Source organism: Lysinibacillus sp. G4S2, from assembly GCF_030348505.1.
In the GTDB taxonomy this organism is placed as follows: domain Bacteria; phylum Bacillota; class Bacilli; order Bacillales_A; family Planococcaceae; genus Lysinibacillus.
Genome location: NZ_JAUCFJ010000002.1, coordinates 1,566,079 through 1,584,287 on the forward strand (window position 1 = coordinate 1,566,079; position 18,209 = coordinate 1,584,287).

The following is an 18,209-nucleotide window of genomic DNA, read 5'->3' on the forward strand; positions in this document are numbered from 1 at the left end:
TATATAAGAAAAGGTTGGAGGTTGGATTGAATAAATTAATAGACTAGCTTGATTAATGACAATCCTTATATGAAAATGATCGCCCCCACTACTTAGGCAGTTGGGGGCATTTTTTAGTCAACGAGCAAAATTCGCGGTGAGGTTTTGGCGATGATTTTCGTAGATACCCAGCAACCAAGACAGGCTGCTACAACACTTAATAGAGATAATCCGATGGTTATTGACCAATTTATCACAAGGGGTAACTTCAGTAAGCCATATTCTAAAATAATACTTTGTAAAGCTACGGGTATTACTTTAACACCGATAAAAATCCCAAATATAGTTCCTAGCGCTGAAAGAAGCAGAATTCCTGATGTAATGGACCATCTAATAGTATTTGAAGTCATACCAATAGATTTAAAAATTCCGTAAGTTCCGCTTTCTTTTCTTACGTTTATTCTAGAAACACTAAAAATAATGATGAATGTTACAGTGATAAATAAAATTCCGATAATAGATAATGGGATTATTAAAACAGCGACCACTACTTTAAAGACATCATCTAATAATGTTTGTTGTGTGACAGCTTTGACAGAGCTTTTAAAGTTATTGTTTAAATCATCAACGATTTGAGCTGATAATGTCTCATCTACCAAATTGATCATACTTTGTTTTGAAGAAGAATAGGTAGCATTATAAACTTTGATAACATCAGCGGTAATTCTCGCTGAATTAGACATATTTGCTATCGATTGATAGATACCAGTAACAATCAAATGATGCTGCTTGCCTTCGATATAGATTTCCACAAAGTCCCCTAGATTTTTGTGTAAAGCCTTCGCGATATTAATGCCAATGGCTATTTCATTTTTATTTACAGGATTACGGCCAGAGATTGTCTCGTATCCAGCATCATCAAAACTACCCTCAATAGTATTGACATTAATATTTAGCGGTTGATTTGGTTCATTAGGGAGAACCCCTGTAAATTGATCTAGCCAAGCGTGATTTTTAATGCGTTTATCTGAGCGTAAAAATTGTTCAAACTGTTGTTTTGAAAATGTTGCGTCATTAAAAACTGTTACTACAACATGTGATGAATCGTAGCCCCATTCTGGTGAGGTTTGTTTGATAGAAATAAAGCTATTAAGAATAACAGCACTGAACACTAAAATACCAGAAGTAATAGCAGTAAGGACAATAATAAAAATGGAACTTCTCATATTTTTGGTGATGCTTTTAATGCCAATTTGAAGATGAATAGGCAAATTAATTAAATTAGAAAGTCCATTAGAGTTGTTTAAACGCCGATTTAATTTACTGTTAGCAAATTCTGACATACCATATTTAATTGCCTGTACGGGTTCAACATGACGTGCTTTATTTGAATAAATGAACGCAGTAAGGATAACAATGACAAGGATTATTACAGCGATTAACAAAGTGATTTTATAATCTTGAGTAATTGTTAAATGCTTTCCTGCCTTTAAATAAGATAAGGAACTCTCTATAATTACTCTAGAAAGTAAAGTGCTAACGATAAGACCAGGAATAATCGAGAACACTGATAATAAAGCAAATTGTAAAACATAGGTTGCACTAATTTTCCGAGAAGTGAGTCCGAGAGATTTAATGACACCAATTGTTTTATAGTTCGTTAAAATGGCATCTGAAATACTAAAGCCAATAATAAACAATGAAATGAGTAACATTGCAACACCGAATGACACCATGATAAAGCTTATAATTTTATTAATAATTAAATAGAACGAAGCAATTTCCTCATATTCCATTTTTGATTCAAGGTACGGGCCTTGTAAAAACTTTTCAAATTCACTCCAATAGTTTGCACTTTGTTGATAATCATCAAAGCGAAGAGCCATCATATATTGTTCAGACCCTATCATCGTATCAAATTGTTTATTGTAGTCGAATTCGTTCATCCAAATACGAGCATTCGTTGTAAAGGGTCCACCATATGGCAAATCTACAACTATACCAGAAACGCTTAATGTAAAAGCTTTTTCGCCGGTGTTAAATTCAATAGCATCTCCAAGTGAAATATTTGAAGTAGAAGCCATCGATGTGGGAATCCAAATCGTTCCTTCAGTAGGATAGGCCTGATTTTCACCCTCTGAAAATAGTAATCGGTCAATAGCAAAGGGCAATTTTGGTGTATTCATCATGAATAAGTAGAGATTTGACGTTTCTACACCATTCACTGTGAAGCCAGATAAATTTCTATAAGGAATGAGCTGCGAGGCAGTAACTCCTTGTTGCTCTTGCCACCAATTGTTGACAGTGATTGGATTATGAATATCCTTACCCATAGTTAAAATTTGATGAGCCCCATTTGAATCATGATGTGTTTTTTCAAAAATATTGTTTGTATTCATAATGATCGTCACAGAGGTAGCTAATAAAAGGGTAGATAGCATAATTAGGATTGCTAATAGTGCATTTTGGATTTTTCTTTTCTTGATATGTGCAAAGCAAAGTGTAATAATTGCGTACATTTTTTACTCCTTTCCCGCAACATAAGAAAAGATAATATGTTCACGCTCTTGAATACTAGCATCATCGTATTGATCGAAGTTTAAAATACCTCCAATTTTTCCATCCTGAATGATAATAAGCCGATTAGCACGACAGGCTGCTTTTATATCATGTGTAATCATTACTACCGACTGACCCTTTTTGTTCAAATTCGTTAAAATGTCTAAGACAGCTACACCTTGATCGTAATTTAAACTACCCGTTGGTTCATCTGCAAACAGAATCTCTGGGTCATTTACTAAGGCTCTAGCAATAGCAGCTCTTTGTTGCTGTCCACCAGAGGTTTGCGAAGGTAAACGATTCCGTTGCTCCTCAAGTCCCATCTTATTTAAAAGCATCTCCGCTTTTGTTAACACATCTTTTTTAGGATATTTTGCAATGTATCCTGGCAGGGTGATGTTTTCTAGCAATGTCATGTCCGGGACAAGATTACTACTTTGATAGACATATCCAATTTTTTTAGAGCGAAATGTAGCTAACTGCTGTTCGGTAAATGTATCCAATCTTTCTCCATGAAAATAAACTTCACCAGCCGTAATAGAATCAAGACCACTTAAAAGGTAAAGTAGTGTCGATTTACCCGAACCGGAGTTTCCCATAATGACAGTGAAATCTCCTTTATAAATTTCGATATTAATATTTTTTATTGCATGAAATTGCTCACTACCTGTGGAATATGTCTTACAAAGATTTTGGGCAAGAATAAGTACTTCTTTATCCACGAGAAATCCTCCTCCATATAATTTTATTTCTTTTAGTGTAAGGGGTATTTATTATAAGGTCCTTATTAAATTATTAATAAATTCTTACAAAATATTTGTAGATTTGAAAAAATTGTATAATCTTTGAAAAAGTGATTTTTTCCAGCATTAATTGCCCGTAAAAGCCTAAAAATCAGTGGGGATGAAGAAAAAGACCATTGATTAAAGTTTCATTTAATACAACATAGGAAGTTTAATATAAGATAAAAATAAGCTTTGGATCTAAGATGATATCCAAAGCTCTTTCATAAAATTATAATGTTTTCACTTGCTCAATCTTTAAACCGAAAATTTGAGGTGGATCTATCTGGTTCATTTGTAAATATGCAGAGATTTGTCCACGATGATGGATTTCGTGTTCGGGAATTGACATAAGTATTCTCCAAGCACTAACTTCGTGACCATGAAGGGTCAAAACCTTTTTTGACAACACATCGTTGCCGATTTTTAAAAGACCCTTTGTTAATGTAATTTGACATGACTCTAAATAATTTGAAATATCCTCAAGAGAAGCACCCTTACTAGTATCGTGTCCTGCGTAAGTCCACGAGCCATGTTCAAATATACCAAGAAACATTAAACGAGATGATGCGATATGCCTCAATAAATCACCTATAGAAAATTTATCTTCGGAGGGCCTCCAATCTAAAAGTTCATCAGGTATTGCCCTCATATATTGCATCGTTCGTTTATGAACACCATCTAAATATTTTACATATTCCTCTATATCATGAATCATGTCTTCACCCTCCGATTTTTTCTAACTTTTATTACTTATATTCTTAATTTTTTAGAATTATCCTTTAATTTAAGGTGTTTTTGGAGCAAAGAAATAGGACCTTTTTAGGAAAATTAAATAATAGGAAAAGTTAATGTAAATGTTGTACCTTCATGTTGCTTGCTTTTAAACGAAATAGAACCATTGTGAGCTTCCATAATATGCTTACAAATAGATAATCCGAGTCCTGCTCCTTCATTTTTCACAGCAGTCTTACCTGTAGATTGAATACCTCTGAAATAGCGTTCAAAAATAAATGGCATATCCTGAGGAAGCATTCCATTACCATTATCTATTACATTAATGTTTAGTAATTGGTTTTCAATATGGATGGAAACGGTTATTGAATTGCCTTTAGTAGTATGCTTTAGTGCGTTCGTAATAAGGTTTGAAAGTACCTGCTCAAGTCGATGCTCATCTACTTGAATAAGAACATTAGGGATAGACTCTGGCTCAATAAAATGAATGCCGGTCGTTTGGACGTAATGACGAATTGGTTGCAAAATATTTGTAAAAACATCTTTGCTATATTGCTCTGTTAAGGTAACCGGGATATGTCCAAGTTCCTTCAACGTGTGAATAAATAAATCATCAATTAATCTAGACATTTTTTCGGTATTTGTCTGCATAATTTGAATATACGACATAAGCGAATCCATGTCAGGACAAATTCCCTCAGAAATAGCATCTAAATAAGCTTTTATTGTAGTTAGAGGTGTTCTTACTTCATGTGAAATACTCGATATGAGCTTTTTTTGATTTTGCTCTTGTTCATCTCGTTGTATCGTTAGGTTTTTAATTTCCAAGCGCATTTGATCAAATACAGCATACAATTCGCCAATCTCATCTACCCTCGGATATACAGTTTTCTGTTCATAATTACCTTTGACAATTTCTTCAGTACTTTTTTTCAAATGATCTAACGGAAGTAAGAGTACCTTTTTAGCTGTTAGTACAATATACAAGGCAAGACCTATAATTAAAAACCATAATACACCACTTATTAGTAAAAGTATGGTATTAGCAGGGCTAGGCTCCTTTACGAGTAAGAGAACATCTTGGTTAATCGTGAAAATAGCGTTACCTATTTGTTCGTTCGTCTCACTAATGATAGGAAAGGCAATTTTAATTTTCCCTGGTTGTTGTTGAGACATAAATAAATCATAATGTAAATCCTCTTCAAAGTTGATAAATTGTGTTATATCCCCCTCAATGGAATTAAAAATAACTTTTCCATCTAATTGCACAACTGTGATATCTAATTCTTTGCTCTTGCTCATTTCTTGAAGAGAACTGCGCAAATTCGAACTTTGTTCAAGACTTTTAAAGTGTTCTTCTATGTACAATAATAGATCATTTACCTCTAAACGAATTTGATTAATAACGTATTCATTTTGTGGCTTCTCATTCCGATTAGAACTTGTGAAATATAGTATGAGAAAACAAATAAACAACAAAAAAACACAGATTAGGATGGACCATAACCATTTCTTCATCCAATTTTTTAAGTACATTGCGCTCTCCTACGAATGGTTTTGAGTACTAAATTTATAACCAACACCCCAAACAGTTTGAATATAGATAGGACAAGACGGATCGGCCTCAACTTTTTCACGCAGACGTCTAATATAAACTGTTATCGTATTTTCATCACCATATGAGTCATAGCCCCAAACAGCATCAAGCAACTGATTTTTGGAGAAAACCTGATTACGGTTCTTTAAAAGAAAAAATAGTAATTCAAATTCTTTTGCTGATAAAGGTATGTTCTTTTGATCACGGGAAAAAGTATACTCATTTTTATTTATTTCCATATGATCGATTTGAATAATATCTATCTTGCCTGCGTTGTCCTGTAGCCATCTATCTTGTTTACGTAAATGGGCATTTATTCTTGCGACAAGCTCACTTAAAGAGAAGGGTTTCGTCATATAATCGTCTGCACCAAATCCCAAGCCAAGAACTTTATCAGTGTCACTGTTGCGGGCACTTAAAATTAGTATAGCAACATTACTATTTTCACGAATTTGGCGACATAATTCGATACCATCGCAATCAGGGAGAGATAGGTCAAGTATGATGAAGTCAGGGAAGGTTTCTTTCATATAATGGACAGCCTCATAACCAGTTGTAACGATATGAGGCTCAAAATGATTGACGGTTAAGTAATCCTTAAGGATATTTGCAATATCACCTTCATCTTCAATAATTAGCACTCTAGCTTTTTTTAACATAAAATGTCTCTCCTTCTTTAGAAATTTATCTTCTTTTTCGATTCGATAGGAGGAAGAACAACGTCATGACTAAGCCTGCATAGATAAATATCCAAGCAAATCGCCAATAAAAGATGTTCGGTATTGTTTTTATAGAATCTTCAGAACTCATCATTTCCAATGACAGGTGGACAGGTGGAAGCAGCCAAATCAGTCCCTTTATATGAAGAATCGACTCTTTTAAGGTAGCGATAACGACAGAAACAATTAAGATGCTAAGTACACCCCACCAAGTATTTTGCTTGTTTTTGACGAGCTCTCTTGTAAATATTGCTGAAAGTGCAATGGCTAGTACAGATAAACTAAAATGAGAGAGGAATCCTAATAATTGATGTATAAATCTTGGCTCTTCTCCAAAGGCACCAATTAGAGTAGGGTAAATCACTGATACACAGCTCAGACTGAAACCAATCAGTCCACAAATCATAAAAATTCCTAAATTGTACTGTGTTCGACTTTTTGCATGAAGTGTGGTAATTACTTTTTGTTCTTCATCTTCCGCGTGAAATAGTGTGATTGTAAACCATCCCATTAGAAAAAAGAGAATGATGGCTGTAAACGAATAGCTATCTAATATTGGATTTGGGACAAAAGTATAGTTTATAACAAGACATAAAATGAAAATTGAAAAGGGTGGAACATATTTATAGGTTCTTAAATAATTGATAAATTGATAACGTAATAAACTAGTCATGTCGGCGTCTATTCTTCCTCATTAAAAATGGGTATAGAATTGTTCCTCCTTTTCATTTATCGGGATTAATTGTTTAATAGAGGCTTTTTTAAGTAGTAGATCTAATAATACCCGGTCTGTTTCCTCTGCCTTAATAACGGTGATTACCTCATAACAACCATTGTTTAAAAGACTTTGTTGTTGAATTTCAAGAATAGGTAGTATGTTATCCAATAATTCCTCGCTTGAAATCTCAAAAATTAATTTGTTTTTCGATGTATTATCCTTATGTAATGAATCAGTTTGAATGACTTTGTTATGTTGGATAACAAGAACGGTATCAACAAGATGTTGAAGTAATTTTGTTTCATGACATGTTAAAACGATACTTAACCCTTTGTTCTTTAAAATAGAAAGGGTTTCTTCTAAATCGCTTTGTGCTTTAGGATCGAGTCCTGACAATGGTTCATCTAATATTAGCAGATCTGTATCTTCAAGCATTGCCTGCATAATCATAACTTTTTGCTTCATACCTTTGGAAAAATTATCAATCCGAATATTCCGCGCATCCTTTAAATGAAATAATTCCAGTAAGTCATTTATTCTTTGCTGTAGTTGTTTTTTTGCCATACCTCGAATACTGCCCATATGATAAAGATATTCTTCAGGTGTAAACAAAATATGTGAAGGCGTCACTTCTGGCACATATCCAATTTTTAAAGACTGTCGATGTTTCACAATAGAACCACTGTCAGCATCGACTAATTCTGCAATGATCTTTAGAAGGGTACTCTTACCTGATCCATTCTTTCCTACAAGAGCTATAATTTGATTAGCACAAATAGCAAATGTAGCATTCTCTAAAATTTTCTTACCTCTATACTGTTTAGAGATGTTTTGTATTTCCATAATCGTATTCATCTTTACACACCTTTATTTTTAGGGTTTTTATTGTAAGTCATTTTTTACGATGTACAATGACCAAGACCAGTAACTGTAAATTAGTATAGATGAATATTAGTTCTTTTGCTAATAGAATGTTGGGGTAATTTTCTATTTTTGTGTGTTTGTGTCCTACCAGCGTGCCGTGGGGGGATTTCCGTTCCAGGCTACTCGCTTTCCAGTGGGCGAGCGTCGAGCCGCTTCCTCCGCTTCGTTGTTGTTGCTGACGCTTCGCTTTCGCACAGATAAAACATTTGTTGCTGACGCTTCGCTTTCGCACAGATAAAATTTTATGTTGAAGTTTCGTATTATTATACTAAAAAGGTTCTACCCAATTTTGAGCAGAACCCTTTTAGTTATAATGATCGATATTTTTTTAGACTTACAATATTTAATGTAATAAACACAAGAGCGAAGGAAGCGAGAATTGCTAAGTCTGGTAAAATGTCACTAAAGGAATATCCTTTATACATAACCCCATTCAACGCGTCAGCTGCATAATATAGTGGCATGATTCGACCTACATTTTGTAGCCACTCTGCCATATTATCGAGCGGGAAAATACCTGAAAAGAAAATTTGCGGTACAATGACAAGCGGTATAAATTGCATCATTTGAAACTCTGAAGCAGCAAAGCTTGATAAGAGAGCTCCTAAAGATAATGAAACAAGTGCAACGACAATATTGATTAGTAGAACGAGCCAGATGGAGCCAACGTGCACGATATCCAGCACATAAATCCCGAATAGAACAATAATAGTCGTTTGAAGAAAAGCAAACAATCCATAACCGATCATATAGCCGGCAACAATTTCAGAACGTTTAATTGGCGTAGCTAGTAAACGTTCCAATGTGCCTGAAGTTCGTTCTTTTAACAAGGCTATACCTGTGATTAAAAAGACGAAGAAGAAAACAAAGAAGCCTATAAGCATCGGGCTAAAAATATCAAAAATAGCGGTATTTTCATCGCCATATACATATTCAGTCATCAACTTCATCTGTGAAGATTGCTCTGGCTGCAAAACCTGAGAAAGCTTCATCTTTAAAGCCTTGGCGGTAGACGGATCATCATTTAATAATGTGAGCGTCAATTGAGTTTGATTGAAAGCTAACCAGCCATCATATTTTTCTTCTTTTAAACTGGTACTAGTGAAATCGTTGTTTTCGATGACATGGAAATCCGCACCCTCAAGTTTTTCAATTATCTGTGCAGGACCATTTGAAACAACTAAAGTCATTTCATGTTCATCACTATTAAAAACAAAATACATTAACGAAAGCACAAGAAGTGGTGCAAAAAATAATAGGCCAAGTGTACGTTTATCGCGAACCATTTGCTGAATAATTCTAGTAACAATTGCGCCGATTCTCATAGTGCTTCACCTCCAGCTTTTAAAAACACTTCATCAAAATCTTTTGCTTGATAATGAGCTTTCAAATCATGTGGTGTTCCATGTGCAATGATACGACCATTGCGTAGCATAGCCAACTGGTCACAGCGCTCTGCTTCATCCATTGCATGTGTCGTTACTAAAATGGTTTTATGCTCATCGTTTTTTAAACGAATTAACTCCTGCCAGATCTCCTTTTTCAATACGGGATCAATACCAACAGTTGGCTCATCTAAAATCAACAACTTTGGATTTTGGATAAGGGCAATTGCAAGGGATAATCTCCGTTTCATACCTCCAGAATAATTCATCACCTTACTATTTAAATCATCCGTTAAATGAACAAGACTTGCAGCATAATTTACACGTTCCGCACGCTCTTTTTTCGATAATCGATAAAGCTTTGCAAAAAAATGAAGGTTCTCCTCACCGGTTAAATCCAAATACAGTGCATCTGATTGAGCCATATAGCCGATATCCATCAATAATTGCTTATGAGGGACTGTATAATTTAACACTTGAATACTACCATTATCGGGCTTGATCATGCCCATAATCATTTTTATTAACGTTGTTTTCCCGCAGCCAGAAGGACCAAGTAAACCAATAAGCTGCCCCTTTGGAATTTCTATGGAAAGCGGAGCAATTACTTGTTTATGATGAAACTTTTTTTCAATAGAGTTTAACGAAATCGCGTTGTTTCCCATTTATCCATCTCTCCTTTTACTGAACATAGTGTTGATACCTGAAATTTTAAGGCAGTGATTAAGCAATTACAATAAACAGAATAACAAAAAGTGTTCATTGATTATGTTTTCGAGTTAAGTGTAAACATCTTGCCTAACTTAAACAGAAATGGAATAAGCGCTAACAAACTTAGACCTACTATAATCGTTGAAAATAATAGCTCTGTCCATCCAATTAAATGTGCCTCAAACATCCTTTGAATAATGAAGCAGTTAATTGGAATATTAAGTAGCAATCCTGTTACAAGTCCAGGTGCATATTTTTTCATTATTATTGTTGCTAAAAGATGCGGAAAAACAGCATTGATAATCATCGCGCCTAAAAATCCAACGAAAAGCCATTTCGCAAAATTAGACTGTGGGAAAAATATAAAGAAAAATGCCGATAAATATGCTAAAGCTGTAATCACTAACATTGCGAAATGAAATTCATTTGGTGTCACAGCTTTTTGAAACTTTAAACCTTGCACAATATTGAGGTAGCCAAATTGCTTCTTCAATATTGTGCAAGGTAATTGCTAAACAAAAGAAAACTGCTAAAGCTTCCATTAATTTTTCTCTCCTTTACTGAACACAGTGTTGATACTAGTAAAATTTTAAGTTAGCATGTAGGCAATTACAATGAACAAATTGGTATAAAGTGTCAATAGAACGGAGGTTATATATGTCTATCCATAAAATAATGAATGAATTTTGAAACAAAACAGGCTATAAAAAATGCATTAATTATACAAATAGAGGAGGTAGGCTTTGAACGAGTAACAGTTAAAAATCTAGCTTCTACTGCAAACATCAATCGAGGAACATTTTATTTACATTATAAGGATAAGTTTGAAGTGATGGAGGACTTGCAGCAAGAGCTAATAAGTGAACTAGAAAGCTATGTTAAAAATGTACAACCACTAGAAGCCTTTCAAATGTTAAAAACAGGACAGTTTTATCCACCATTTGTCGAAGTGATTAAATGTTTTAAAGAGCATGCCACAGCCTTTCGAGTTATATTAGGGGAGCAGGGCAGTCCCGGATTTAGCAAGAGGTTGAAGGAAGTCTTTAGTAATCAAATTTTAGATAGACTATCCGTTATTGGAGAGGAATTGCAAGATCCAGAATTCCGACAATATTTACAGGCTTTTTTAGCTTCTGCAATTTTAGGGATTATTCAGGAGTGGCTAGACAGAGGAAATGAGGAATTAAGTGTGGAAGAATTGGCAAAAATTCATTTTCGTTTATTGCGTTTCCTTGGTAATTTAACGTCTATGCAGTCATGAATGTTAACACAGGTTTCGCAGGTATTCCTATATTTCTAGAGATCTAAAAAACTGCTTGCTCAGAGAAAGCAAGCAGTTTTTTAGGTTATAAATACAAATCCCTTTTAACAAAAACACGAATAGCCAGCATATAGCATAGCATGCCAATTAAAAATAATGCACCAAGCATCCAAATGGACGAACTATCTTGAGTCATTAACTTTTCTGGGTCAAACAACGAATAAATCGTGAAGTACTGAAGCTTTTCTAAAGAGCCCCCCATATTGCCAAGTGCCTGAATTAAGTAAAACAGTAAGGGCACACCAGTACTATACGCATAAGAAGTTTTTAAATCCTTGCTACTGCACGAAATAAGAAAACAGTAGCCACTAATAGCAAAGTGTAAGAAAAAAAGACCGATATTTAATGTCAAAAAAGCAGCTATATCCAATTTATTCGGAAAAAGAATCTCAGAAAATATGATTGCAACCAAAGTTGTCATAGAGAGAAGTATAAAGATACTAGCAACTAAAAAAAATGCTTGCGTAAAAACAATTTTAAAACGTGTATTCGGTGTCGCAATCAGGTAGGCCATTGAACCATTTTCGATATAGCCCATAATTAGTTTATTTGCTAACATAATGATAAAAATTAACGGCAGAATGAGCAATAAAAATCCATACAAATAGGTTGATAGAAATTCAATTAACGTATTACCTATATTCGTCATACCGAATGCTGACATCAATTCAGGCATTGTTTCGGTAAGCTTATTAAGGGTATTGCTCATTTCAGGGTTATACATATAAACAATACTAATGATATAGAGCATTAATACAGCGAGTATGATACTAAAAAGCTTAACAGTAGCTAGTACCTCATGTTTTAGCAAAGTAAAGTTCATGATTCTGTACCTCCTCTTTCGTAGTAATGCATAAATATATCTTCGAGAGATTGAGAAATTATATCGATGTCATTAATTTTATAGTCGGCTAATGTATGAAGCAATGTTTGGACATTACCTTGAACTTTTATAATTGCTTGTGTTGGCCCAATTTGTTCAATTTTAAGTTGTTCTCCTAAGAAACGAGATAACTCTTGTTTGCTTTGAAATTCTATTAAAAACTTTTTGGATTTTTGTTTTTTTAAGCCAGCAATTGTTTCAGTAGCAACAATTTTTCCGGCATTAATAATGGCTACACGGTCACAGGTTTTCTCAATTTCTTCAATCATATGAGAGGACATAAATATCGTCGTCCCTTTTTCTTTTTCAGCTAAAATAAATTCAATAAATTTTGTCTGCATAAGAGGGTCTAACCCGCTTGTCGGTTCATCTAAAATAACGATCTCAGGATTATGTATAAACGTACAAACTAAGCCAACTTTTTGCTTCATCCCTTTTGACATTTTCTTTATAAGCCCTGTGGCATTTAATTCAAAGTATTGTATAAGTTCATTAGCTCTTGTTAAATCATGTAACCCTCGCATTTGGGCAATAAATTTAATAAATTGTTGTCCCGTCATTTTATCGATAAACGCTATTTCGCCAGGTAAATAACCGACAAATTTTTGGATTTCTGCCGTAGATTGACGACAATCTAATCCTTTAATGTAACAACGACCTTCTGTTGGCTGTAAAAAGCCCATTAAGTGTCGGATTGTTGTAGATTTACCTGCACCATTGGGACCTAAAAATCCGAATACCTCACCTTTTTCGATTTGTAAGTCTACGTTCTGTACACTATAAAAATCCCCAAACCTTTTAGTTAAATTATTTACTTCAATCATTGTCATACAATTCACCTCTTTGTGTTTTTGTATACTAATTGCTTTAAAAATTGAAAATAATCGTTTGCTTCCTCCATGCATTGTTCTAAGAGTTGGTTAAAGGCTTCACTGTTATCTACATTACTCTTCAATCGTTCTTCATATCGATCACTTATTCCATCCGTAACCCACCGAATGGTATCGATCGCTTTTTTACTATCTATATTTTTATGAAACAAATCGTAATCAATTCCTGCAAACACACTGTTATAGGAACTATTTTGTAAAGTTAAATTATATTGATCGAGCTCACTTCTTACTTCTAAACTTGTTTCAATATACGTCTTTTTAAGGAAATCAAAAAAAGTATGGTACTGCTTAATTAATTCCAATTTTATTTTCATGATTTGTTCATAGCGTTTAAATATGTCAGGTTCTTTTAAATCTAAGCGGCTATTGATTGCATCAATGAAAATTGTTATAACGTATTCATATAAGTATAGATATAAATTTTTTTTACTACCAAAATAGTGATATAAAATACCTTTTGAAATTTTGGCATCCTTAATGATCTTATTTGTTGAAGCGGTATCGTAATTATGGATGGAAAATTCTTTGAGTGCAGAGTTGATAATTTTATGTTGTTTTTCAATCTCTAAATTAAGGAATGTTTGATACAATTTTTTTCTCCTTTCAGTTTATATTTAACATGATTATATACGAGTTGACCAGAGTGGTCAATCGAAGAGATGGATATTTTTTCAAAGGGATTAGGGAATTATCAAGTGAATGTTAGGGTGATGTGCCTTGTCATAACAGATAGGGGAGAGGGAAGGAAAAAATCGCGTTATTCTTCGCAAATAAGGAGAAATACAGAAGGAGGTGAAGAGTCCTGTAGATGAAGCAAACAATTTCGAATACATTGTTTTTCGGTTACAAGCAGGACAACCGAAACCCCTCAGGGAGGATTAAAAGTAATCGTCATTACCTATGACAACGCCTTCGTAACCAACATCATGTTACCCTGAGGAGGCTCATTATTTTCCCATGAAAAACTTCTGACTGGAACCAAATGTCCTCTAGGTCAAATGTTTTTAAGTATTTAAAGAATGGTGATTTGAAGAAAATTAGGTGATTTCTTTAGAACAGAAATTTAATTTCCATAGTAATTATGCAATGCTACTTCTAAACGTGCTTCTAAATGCTTCGAAATAAAACTCAATACAAATTGCTCTTTTTCCATTTCAATTTGAGAAGAGCGGAAAATTTTTGTAAAGAATCCTACCTTGTTTTCCGTAGAAAATTGCTGCAATGCTTCTGTCCGCAATGTCGACACAATTTCATTTTCAATATGACGCTCACGAATTTTTTGGACAATATCCTTAACGCTATCCTCTTGCAGCTCTGAAATTTGCCTTTGTAGATTCTCGTTTTCTTGTTTAAGTTCAGCTGTTTCCTTTTGAACTTTCTCAACTTGAAGGGTAGATTCGGAGGATAACAATTGAAACTTTTGTGCAAGAAAATCTTGATTAAAGGTTACTTGCAATGCTCCATGATCTTCATTTGGAAAGATATTAAAGAGTCCTGTTTGTATCATTTGCTGTAGCACGTTGCCAAGAACATCGACTTTGTTGGTTAAATCATCAGTACCTAAAGTTGTTGCAATTATTTGATGCTTGATGAGCTGACCATTGTCATCAATACCTAGTATGTGTTTTAAACCTTTGACGCGGTATTCATCCTTTAACAGTAATAACATACGAAGTCTTAAAATGGCAGGAAGGTTCAAACGAATATTGGTGTTTGGGCTAATCGAAGCATAATCAAAAATATACTGTTCAAATGGTTTAATGTAATAACGAAGCTTTGCATCAGTTATTTCAAACCAGCCAGCGACATCTGAAGTAGAATAATAATTTGATTCCTCAATATGCGCTAAATAGTCGTCATTATAAAGTATTTCTTCTAGAGGCGGCGAATTTTGTATAACGACAAACAATGGGTCATGTTGCACAATTCTGAGTACCATTTCTTTTGCATCATTTACTTTAAGCATCCTTTCACACCCCACTTTATTTTCCGTAAATGTTCTCTATATAGGTTTCTATTCTGTTAGAAGCAATTGTATGACTATTTTCTAAAGGAAATAATTGTTAGCACCTGTTACCTGAAAATTTTTAAGACTCACAGGAAAAAAATAAGTCGTAATAAGTGAAGATACGTCGATATATGAGTGTTAGAGGGATACTCACAGTAACATCCAATTCTTCTGTATTAGCATTTTGTTGTCTTTCTTGTTGTAATGAAGCAACCTCTTTTATGTTGTTTAGAAGTAATCCTTGATACCTAAGGGATTAGAAATATGAAATTAACTCGGACTAAAAAGTTTTTCATTACTTTTTTGGTCATTTCTCCAATAGATAGGTATAATATCTATAATTACCTTTCAGTCTTTAAATAACTTTAGTGTATTTTGAAGTGTGTATATAAAATAGTACGAAATGACTAATTGTTGCGCAAAAAGTCGAATGAGGGTGATAAAGTATGCAGTATATTATTTATTGTGATGAATCAGTAAAAAACGGAGAATACTACAGTAATTTTTATGGTGGCGCATTAGTAAGATCTATTCATTTGCAAGAAGTAAAAACAATTTTGGAAAATAAAATTTCTGAATTGAATATAAATGGTGAAGTAAAGTGGCAAAAGGTAACCGCTAATTATTTAGAAAAATACAAATCTTTAGTAGATGCGGTCTTTGATCTCGTAAAACAAGATAAAATTAAAATCAGAATTATGTTTACACATAATGCTTTTATTCCAGTAGGTTTAACAAAAGAGCAAAGGGATAATGAATACTTTTTATTGTATTATCAATTTTTTAAACATGCATTTGGATTGAAATATTCGAATACAACAGGAGAACCAATCTCTATTTATCCATTCTTTGATCAATTACCCGATACTAAAGAAAAAAATCAAAAATTTAAAGACTATATTTTTAATTTGCAATATCAAGATTTTTTTAAAGATGCAAATTTATTTATCCATAGTAAAGACGACATAGCAGAGGCGGTATCACATCATCACATTATACTTCAGTGTTTAGATCTTATTTTAGGTTCTATGGAATTTAGGTTAAATGAAAAACACAAAGCAAAACCAAAAGGTCAAAGAAATCGTGGAAAACGAACAATAGCAAAAGAAAAGTTATACAAATATATAAACGCTCACATAAGAGAAATATATCCTCATTTCAACATAGGGGAATCAACTGGAAAGCAAGATGATGTAGAAAATTTGTGGAAACATCCATACAGGCATTGGAAATTTGCTCCTGGTAATAGAGTTGAAAACAAACAATATGTATCAAAGCATAAAAAAATGGGCCCCGCCATTCCTACGTGAGTAGCTCACGTAAAACGTAAGCCTTCGAAATGACCAAGCCCTTATAGTTAATTACATTGTAGACTACTTGGCTAAATTGAGTCAACATATATGTTGCAAATTTGCAAAAAAACTTAGGAGTTTATGGCGTTTTTAATTAATACAACTAAATCGAAGACCAACTATACTTATTGATACGCTTCCTATTAGAGAGACAGATAAAAAATTAAATCTGTTTATCAAGGGGAGGTAAGAATGGCAACTAAAACAAAAACACCAACAAAAAAGAAAGAACTCAAGTACTTAAATCGAGACGAATTCGAACTTGAAGAAATCGCTTTTATATTAACCGAAGCTAAGTCACTCACTTTAAAAATGAGTGACTTTTTAATTTATATAAACTAAAGTTATCAGAATCAATTAAATAATGTAAGTTCTTAAGAAAAATTTAAGAAATCCCCTCTTAATTCTTTAAGAAATGGACGTTATATTTAAATTAACCAAATATTACATGCGATCGGAGAAAAAATAATGCAATTTATAACGTTTATTACTGAATTTATAAAAAACCCAAAAAATATAGGCGCCATTTCACCTAGTTCTAAAAAATTAGCAAAAAAAATGGTTGAAACGATTTGCTTTGAGAAAGCCCAATGTATTGTTGAACTTGGCCCAGGCACAGGCTCTTTTACGAAAGAGTTAATGAAAAGAAAAGAACCGTCAACAAAGCTAATTCTTATTGAATATAATGAGATTTTTTGTGAAAGGCTACGTCAACAATTTGAGCATGAGCCGAGTGTAATCGTTATACATGGATCCGCTGAGAATTTATGCACGTATATGGCAGCATTAAATATCGAAACAATTGACTATATCGTATCTGGTTTACCTTTTACATCTTTGAATCCTGCCGTTTCATCACGAATTTTACATAATGTAAAGGATTGCTTAGAGGACGGAGAATTTATTACATTCCAATATTCACTTGCAAGGAAATCCTTTATTCAACAATTTTTTGAGAACATTTCACATGAAAAAGTGTGGGTTAACCTTCCGCCAGCTTATGTGCTGAGCTGTAAACTAGGAAATAAGAGGGCTAGTTAATGGAGTTACAGGATCTTTTATCATTTATTGAGCAGTATGGTTATTTTGCTTTATTTTTCAGCTTATGGCTAGGAATAGTGGGTATGCCGCTTCCTGATGAGATGATTGTTATGAGTGGTGGATTTCTATCATCGTTAGAAAAAATGAGTGTGTTAAAAGCATTTATATTAACGTATTTAGGTGTAGTGTCAGGACTTTCCTTAGGTTATGTCCTTGGTAAAGTGTTTGGTCATAAAATACTTGATAAATTGGTAAAGAAGAAAAATGCTAAACATTTATTGAAGTCAAAAGAACTAATAAATAGGTTCGGGCATTTTGCTTTAGTCATAAGCTATTTTATACCATTCGTAAGACACGTAATTCCTTACTTAGTTGGTATGAACAACATGTCATTTAAAAAATATGCGCTGTATTCCTACACAACAGGTTTTGTTTGGACATTGATTTACTTTACACTTGGTTTGTTTTTTGGAAATAATATGGAATATATTTCTACTCTTGCTACAAGATATGGTATATATTTTGGGATTTTCGTCGCTATTGTATGGTGCTTTTATTATTTTTATATACGAAAATTAAAAAAGTAGTTAAAATTAGGAACA

General features: G+C 33.5%; 18 protein-coding genes and 1 pseudogene. 5 read left to right on the top strand and 14 right to left on the bottom strand.

The window, feature by feature from the left end:
• Positions 1 to 113: 113 nt before the first annotated feature.
• The 10 genes and pseudogenes from QUF91_RS07945 to QUF91_RS07990 all read right to left on the bottom strand — a co-directional run bounded on the left by QUF91_RS07945 (position 114) and on the right by QUF91_RS07990 (position 10,651).
• Positions 114 to 2,498, bottom strand: coding sequence for an ABC transporter permease (locus tag QUF91_RS07945; RefSeq protein ID WP_289417394.1), 2,385 nt, complete (start codon positions 2,496 to 2,498; stop codon positions 114 to 116).
• 3 nt (positions 2,499 to 2,501) lie between these two features.
• Entirely contained in the window at positions 2,502 to 3,260 is a 759-nt protein-coding gene (locus tag QUF91_RS07950) for an ABC transporter ATP-binding protein (protein ID WP_289417396.1), read from the bottom strand.
• A 292-nt stretch (positions 3,261 to 3,552) separates the two neighbouring features.
• Positions 3,553 to 4,038, bottom strand: a complete 486-nt coding sequence (locus tag QUF91_RS07955) for a DinB family protein (protein WP_289417397.1) — start codon at positions 4,036 to 4,038, stop codon at positions 3,553 to 3,555.
• Positions 4,039 to 4,151: 113 nt separating this feature from the next.
• Positions 4,152 to 5,591 (bottom strand): sensor histidine kinase, encoded by a 1,440-nt coding sequence (locus tag QUF91_RS07960; protein WP_289417398.1) that lies wholly within the window; start codon positions 5,589 to 5,591, stop codon positions 4,152 to 4,154.
• A 9-nt stretch (positions 5,592 to 5,600) separates the two neighbouring features.
• Positions 5,601 to 6,311, bottom strand: coding sequence for a response regulator transcription factor (locus tag QUF91_RS07965; RefSeq protein WP_289417399.1), 711 nt, complete (start codon positions 6,309 to 6,311; stop codon positions 5,601 to 5,603).
• A gap of 25 nt (positions 6,312 to 6,336) precedes the next feature.
• Positions 6,337 to 7,044: an ABC transporter permease gene (locus tag QUF91_RS07970; protein ID WP_289417400.1), complete on the bottom strand. Its 708-nt coding sequence runs from the start codon at positions 7,042 to 7,044 to the stop codon at positions 6,337 to 6,339.
• A 21-nt stretch (positions 7,045 to 7,065) separates the two neighbouring features.
• Entirely contained in the window at positions 7,066 to 7,944 is an 879-nt protein-coding gene (locus tag QUF91_RS07975) for an ABC transporter ATP-binding protein (protein WP_289417401.1), read from the bottom strand.
• A 377-nt stretch (positions 7,945 to 8,321) separates the two neighbouring features.
• On the bottom strand, positions 8,322 to 9,338 hold the full coding sequence (locus QUF91_RS07980; RefSeq protein WP_285397820.1) for an ABC transporter permease: 1,017 nt from the start codon (positions 9,336 to 9,338) through the stop codon (positions 8,322 to 8,324).
• Entirely contained in the window at positions 9,335 to 10,063 is a 729-nt protein-coding gene (locus QUF91_RS07985; RefSeq protein WP_285397821.1) for an ABC transporter ATP-binding protein, read from the bottom strand. The genes QUF91_RS07980 and QUF91_RS07985 overlap by 4 nt, the downstream gene beginning before the upstream one ends.
• Before the next feature lie 101 nt (positions 10,064 to 10,164).
• Positions 10,165 to 10,651, bottom strand: a pseudogene (locus QUF91_RS07990) (HXXEE domain-containing protein).
• A 137-nt stretch (positions 10,652 to 10,788) separates the two neighbouring features.
• Between QUF91_RS07990 and QUF91_RS07995 the strand changes: the two are divergent.
• Positions 10,789 to 11,370, top strand: a complete 582-nt coding sequence (locus tag QUF91_RS07995; protein WP_289417404.1) for a TetR/AcrR family transcriptional regulator — start codon at positions 10,789 to 10,791, stop codon at positions 11,368 to 11,370.
• Positions 11,371 to 11,455: 85 nt separating this feature from the next.
• Here QUF91_RS07995 and QUF91_RS08000 read toward each other — a convergent pair whose 3' ends face one another.
• From QUF91_RS08000 to QUF91_RS08015, 4 genes are all read right to left on the bottom strand, one after another.
• The gene (locus QUF91_RS08000; protein ID WP_285397824.1) at positions 11,456 to 12,253 is read right to left on the bottom strand and encodes an ABC transporter permease subunit; all 798 of its coding nucleotides are present in this window, start codon (positions 12,251 to 12,253) and stop codon (positions 11,456 to 11,458) included.
• Positions 12,250 to 13,137, bottom strand: coding sequence for an ABC transporter ATP-binding protein (locus QUF91_RS08005; RefSeq protein WP_289420030.1), 888 nt, complete (start codon positions 13,135 to 13,137; stop codon positions 12,250 to 12,252). The genes QUF91_RS08000 and QUF91_RS08005 overlap by 4 nt, the downstream gene beginning before the upstream one ends.
• 11 nt (positions 13,138 to 13,148) lie before the next feature.
• Positions 13,149 to 13,796, bottom strand: coding sequence for a TetR/AcrR family transcriptional regulator (locus tag QUF91_RS08010; RefSeq protein WP_289417407.1), 648 nt, complete (start codon positions 13,794 to 13,796; stop codon positions 13,149 to 13,151).
• Between the two features lie 473 nt (positions 13,797 to 14,269).
• Positions 14,270 to 15,172 (bottom strand): hypothetical protein, encoded by a 903-nt coding sequence (locus QUF91_RS08015; protein WP_285397826.1) that lies wholly within the window; start codon positions 15,170 to 15,172, stop codon positions 14,270 to 14,272.
• A 488-nt stretch (positions 15,173 to 15,660) separates the two neighbouring features.
• On the opposite strand from QUF91_RS08015, the gene QUF91_RS08020 reads away from it, so the two are divergent.
• The 4 genes from QUF91_RS08020 (at position 15,661) to QUF91_RS08035 (ending at position 18,194) form a co-directional block, all read left to right on the top strand.
• Complete coding sequence (locus QUF91_RS08020) at positions 15,661 to 16,524, top strand: DUF3800 domain-containing protein (protein WP_289417409.1); 864 nt, start codon at positions 15,661 to 15,663, stop codon at positions 16,522 to 16,524.
• A gap of 234 nt (positions 16,525 to 16,758) precedes the next feature.
• Positions 16,759 to 16,908, top strand: coding sequence for a hypothetical protein (locus QUF91_RS08025; RefSeq protein ID WP_285398717.1), 150 nt, complete (start codon positions 16,759 to 16,761; stop codon positions 16,906 to 16,908).
• 126 nt (positions 16,909 to 17,034) lie between these two features.
• A complete protein-coding gene (locus QUF91_RS08030; RefSeq protein ID WP_285398718.1) occupies positions 17,035 to 17,607 on the top strand; it encodes a class I SAM-dependent methyltransferase in 573 nt (190 codons plus the stop codon).
• Positions 17,607 to 18,194, top strand: coding sequence for a DedA family protein (locus tag QUF91_RS08035; protein WP_285398719.1), 588 nt, complete (start codon positions 17,607 to 17,609; stop codon positions 18,192 to 18,194). The genes QUF91_RS08030 and QUF91_RS08035 overlap by 1 nt, the downstream gene beginning before the upstream one ends.
• Positions 18,195 to 18,209: the final 15 nt, after the last annotated feature.

Bases quoted from the DNA above. Each gene is read 5' to 3' on its own strand.
- QUF91_RS08000 (WP_285397824.1), bottom strand. From the start codon at position 12,253: ATGAACTTTACTTTGCTAAAACATGAGGTACTAGCTACTGTTAAGCTT.
- QUF91_RS07980 (WP_285397820.1), bottom strand. From the start codon at position 9,338: ATGAGAATCGGCGCAATTGTTACTAGAATTATTCAGCAAATGGTTCGC.
- QUF91_RS07970 (WP_289417400.1), bottom strand. From the start codon at position 7,044: ATGACTAGTTTATTACGTTATCAATTTATCAATTATTTAAGAACCTAT.
- QUF91_RS08025 (WP_285398717.1), top strand. From the start codon at position 16,759: ATGGCAACTAAAACAAAAACACCAACAAAAAAGAAAGAACTCAAGTAC.
- QUF91_RS08015 (WP_285397826.1), bottom strand. From the start codon at position 15,172: ATGCTTAAAGTAAATGATGCAAAAGAAATGGTACTCAGAATTGTGCAA.
- QUF91_RS07960 (WP_289417398.1), bottom strand. From the start codon at position 5,591: ATGTACTTAAAAAATTGGATGAAGAAATGGTTATGGTCCATCCTAATC.
- QUF91_RS08035 (WP_285398719.1), top strand. From the start codon at position 17,607: ATGGAGTTACAGGATCTTTTATCATTTATTGAGCAGTATGGTTATTTT.
- QUF91_RS07995 (WP_289417404.1), top strand. From the start codon at position 10,789: ATGAATTTTGAAACAAAACAGGCTATAAAAAATGCATTAATTATACAA.
- QUF91_RS08030 (WP_285398718.1), top strand. From the start codon at position 17,035: ATGCAATTTATAACGTTTATTACTGAATTTATAAAAAACCCAAAAAAT.
- QUF91_RS07985 (WP_285397821.1), bottom strand. From the start codon at position 10,063: ATGGGAAACAACGCGATTTCGTTAAACTCTATTGAAAAAAAGTTTCAT.
- QUF91_RS08005 (WP_289420030.1), bottom strand. From the start codon at position 13,137: ATGATTGAAGTAAATAATTTAACTAAAAGGTTTGGGGATTTTTATAGT.
- QUF91_RS07955 (WP_289417397.1), bottom strand. From the start codon at position 4,038: ATGATTCATGATATAGAGGAATATGTAAAATATTTAGATGGTGTTCAT.
- QUF91_RS07965 (WP_289417399.1), bottom strand. From the start codon at position 6,311: ATGTTAAAAAAAGCTAGAGTGCTAATTATTGAAGATGAAGGTGATATT.
- QUF91_RS07945 (WP_289417394.1), bottom strand. From the start codon at position 2,498: ATGTACGCAATTATTACACTTTGCTTTGCACATATCAAGAAAAGAAAA.
- QUF91_RS08020 (WP_289417409.1), top strand. From the start codon at position 15,661: ATGCAGTATATTATTTATTGTGATGAATCAGTAAAAAACGGAGAATAC.
- QUF91_RS07975 (WP_289417401.1), bottom strand. From the start codon at position 7,944: ATGAATACGATTATGGAAATACAAAACATCTCTAAACAGTATAGAGGT.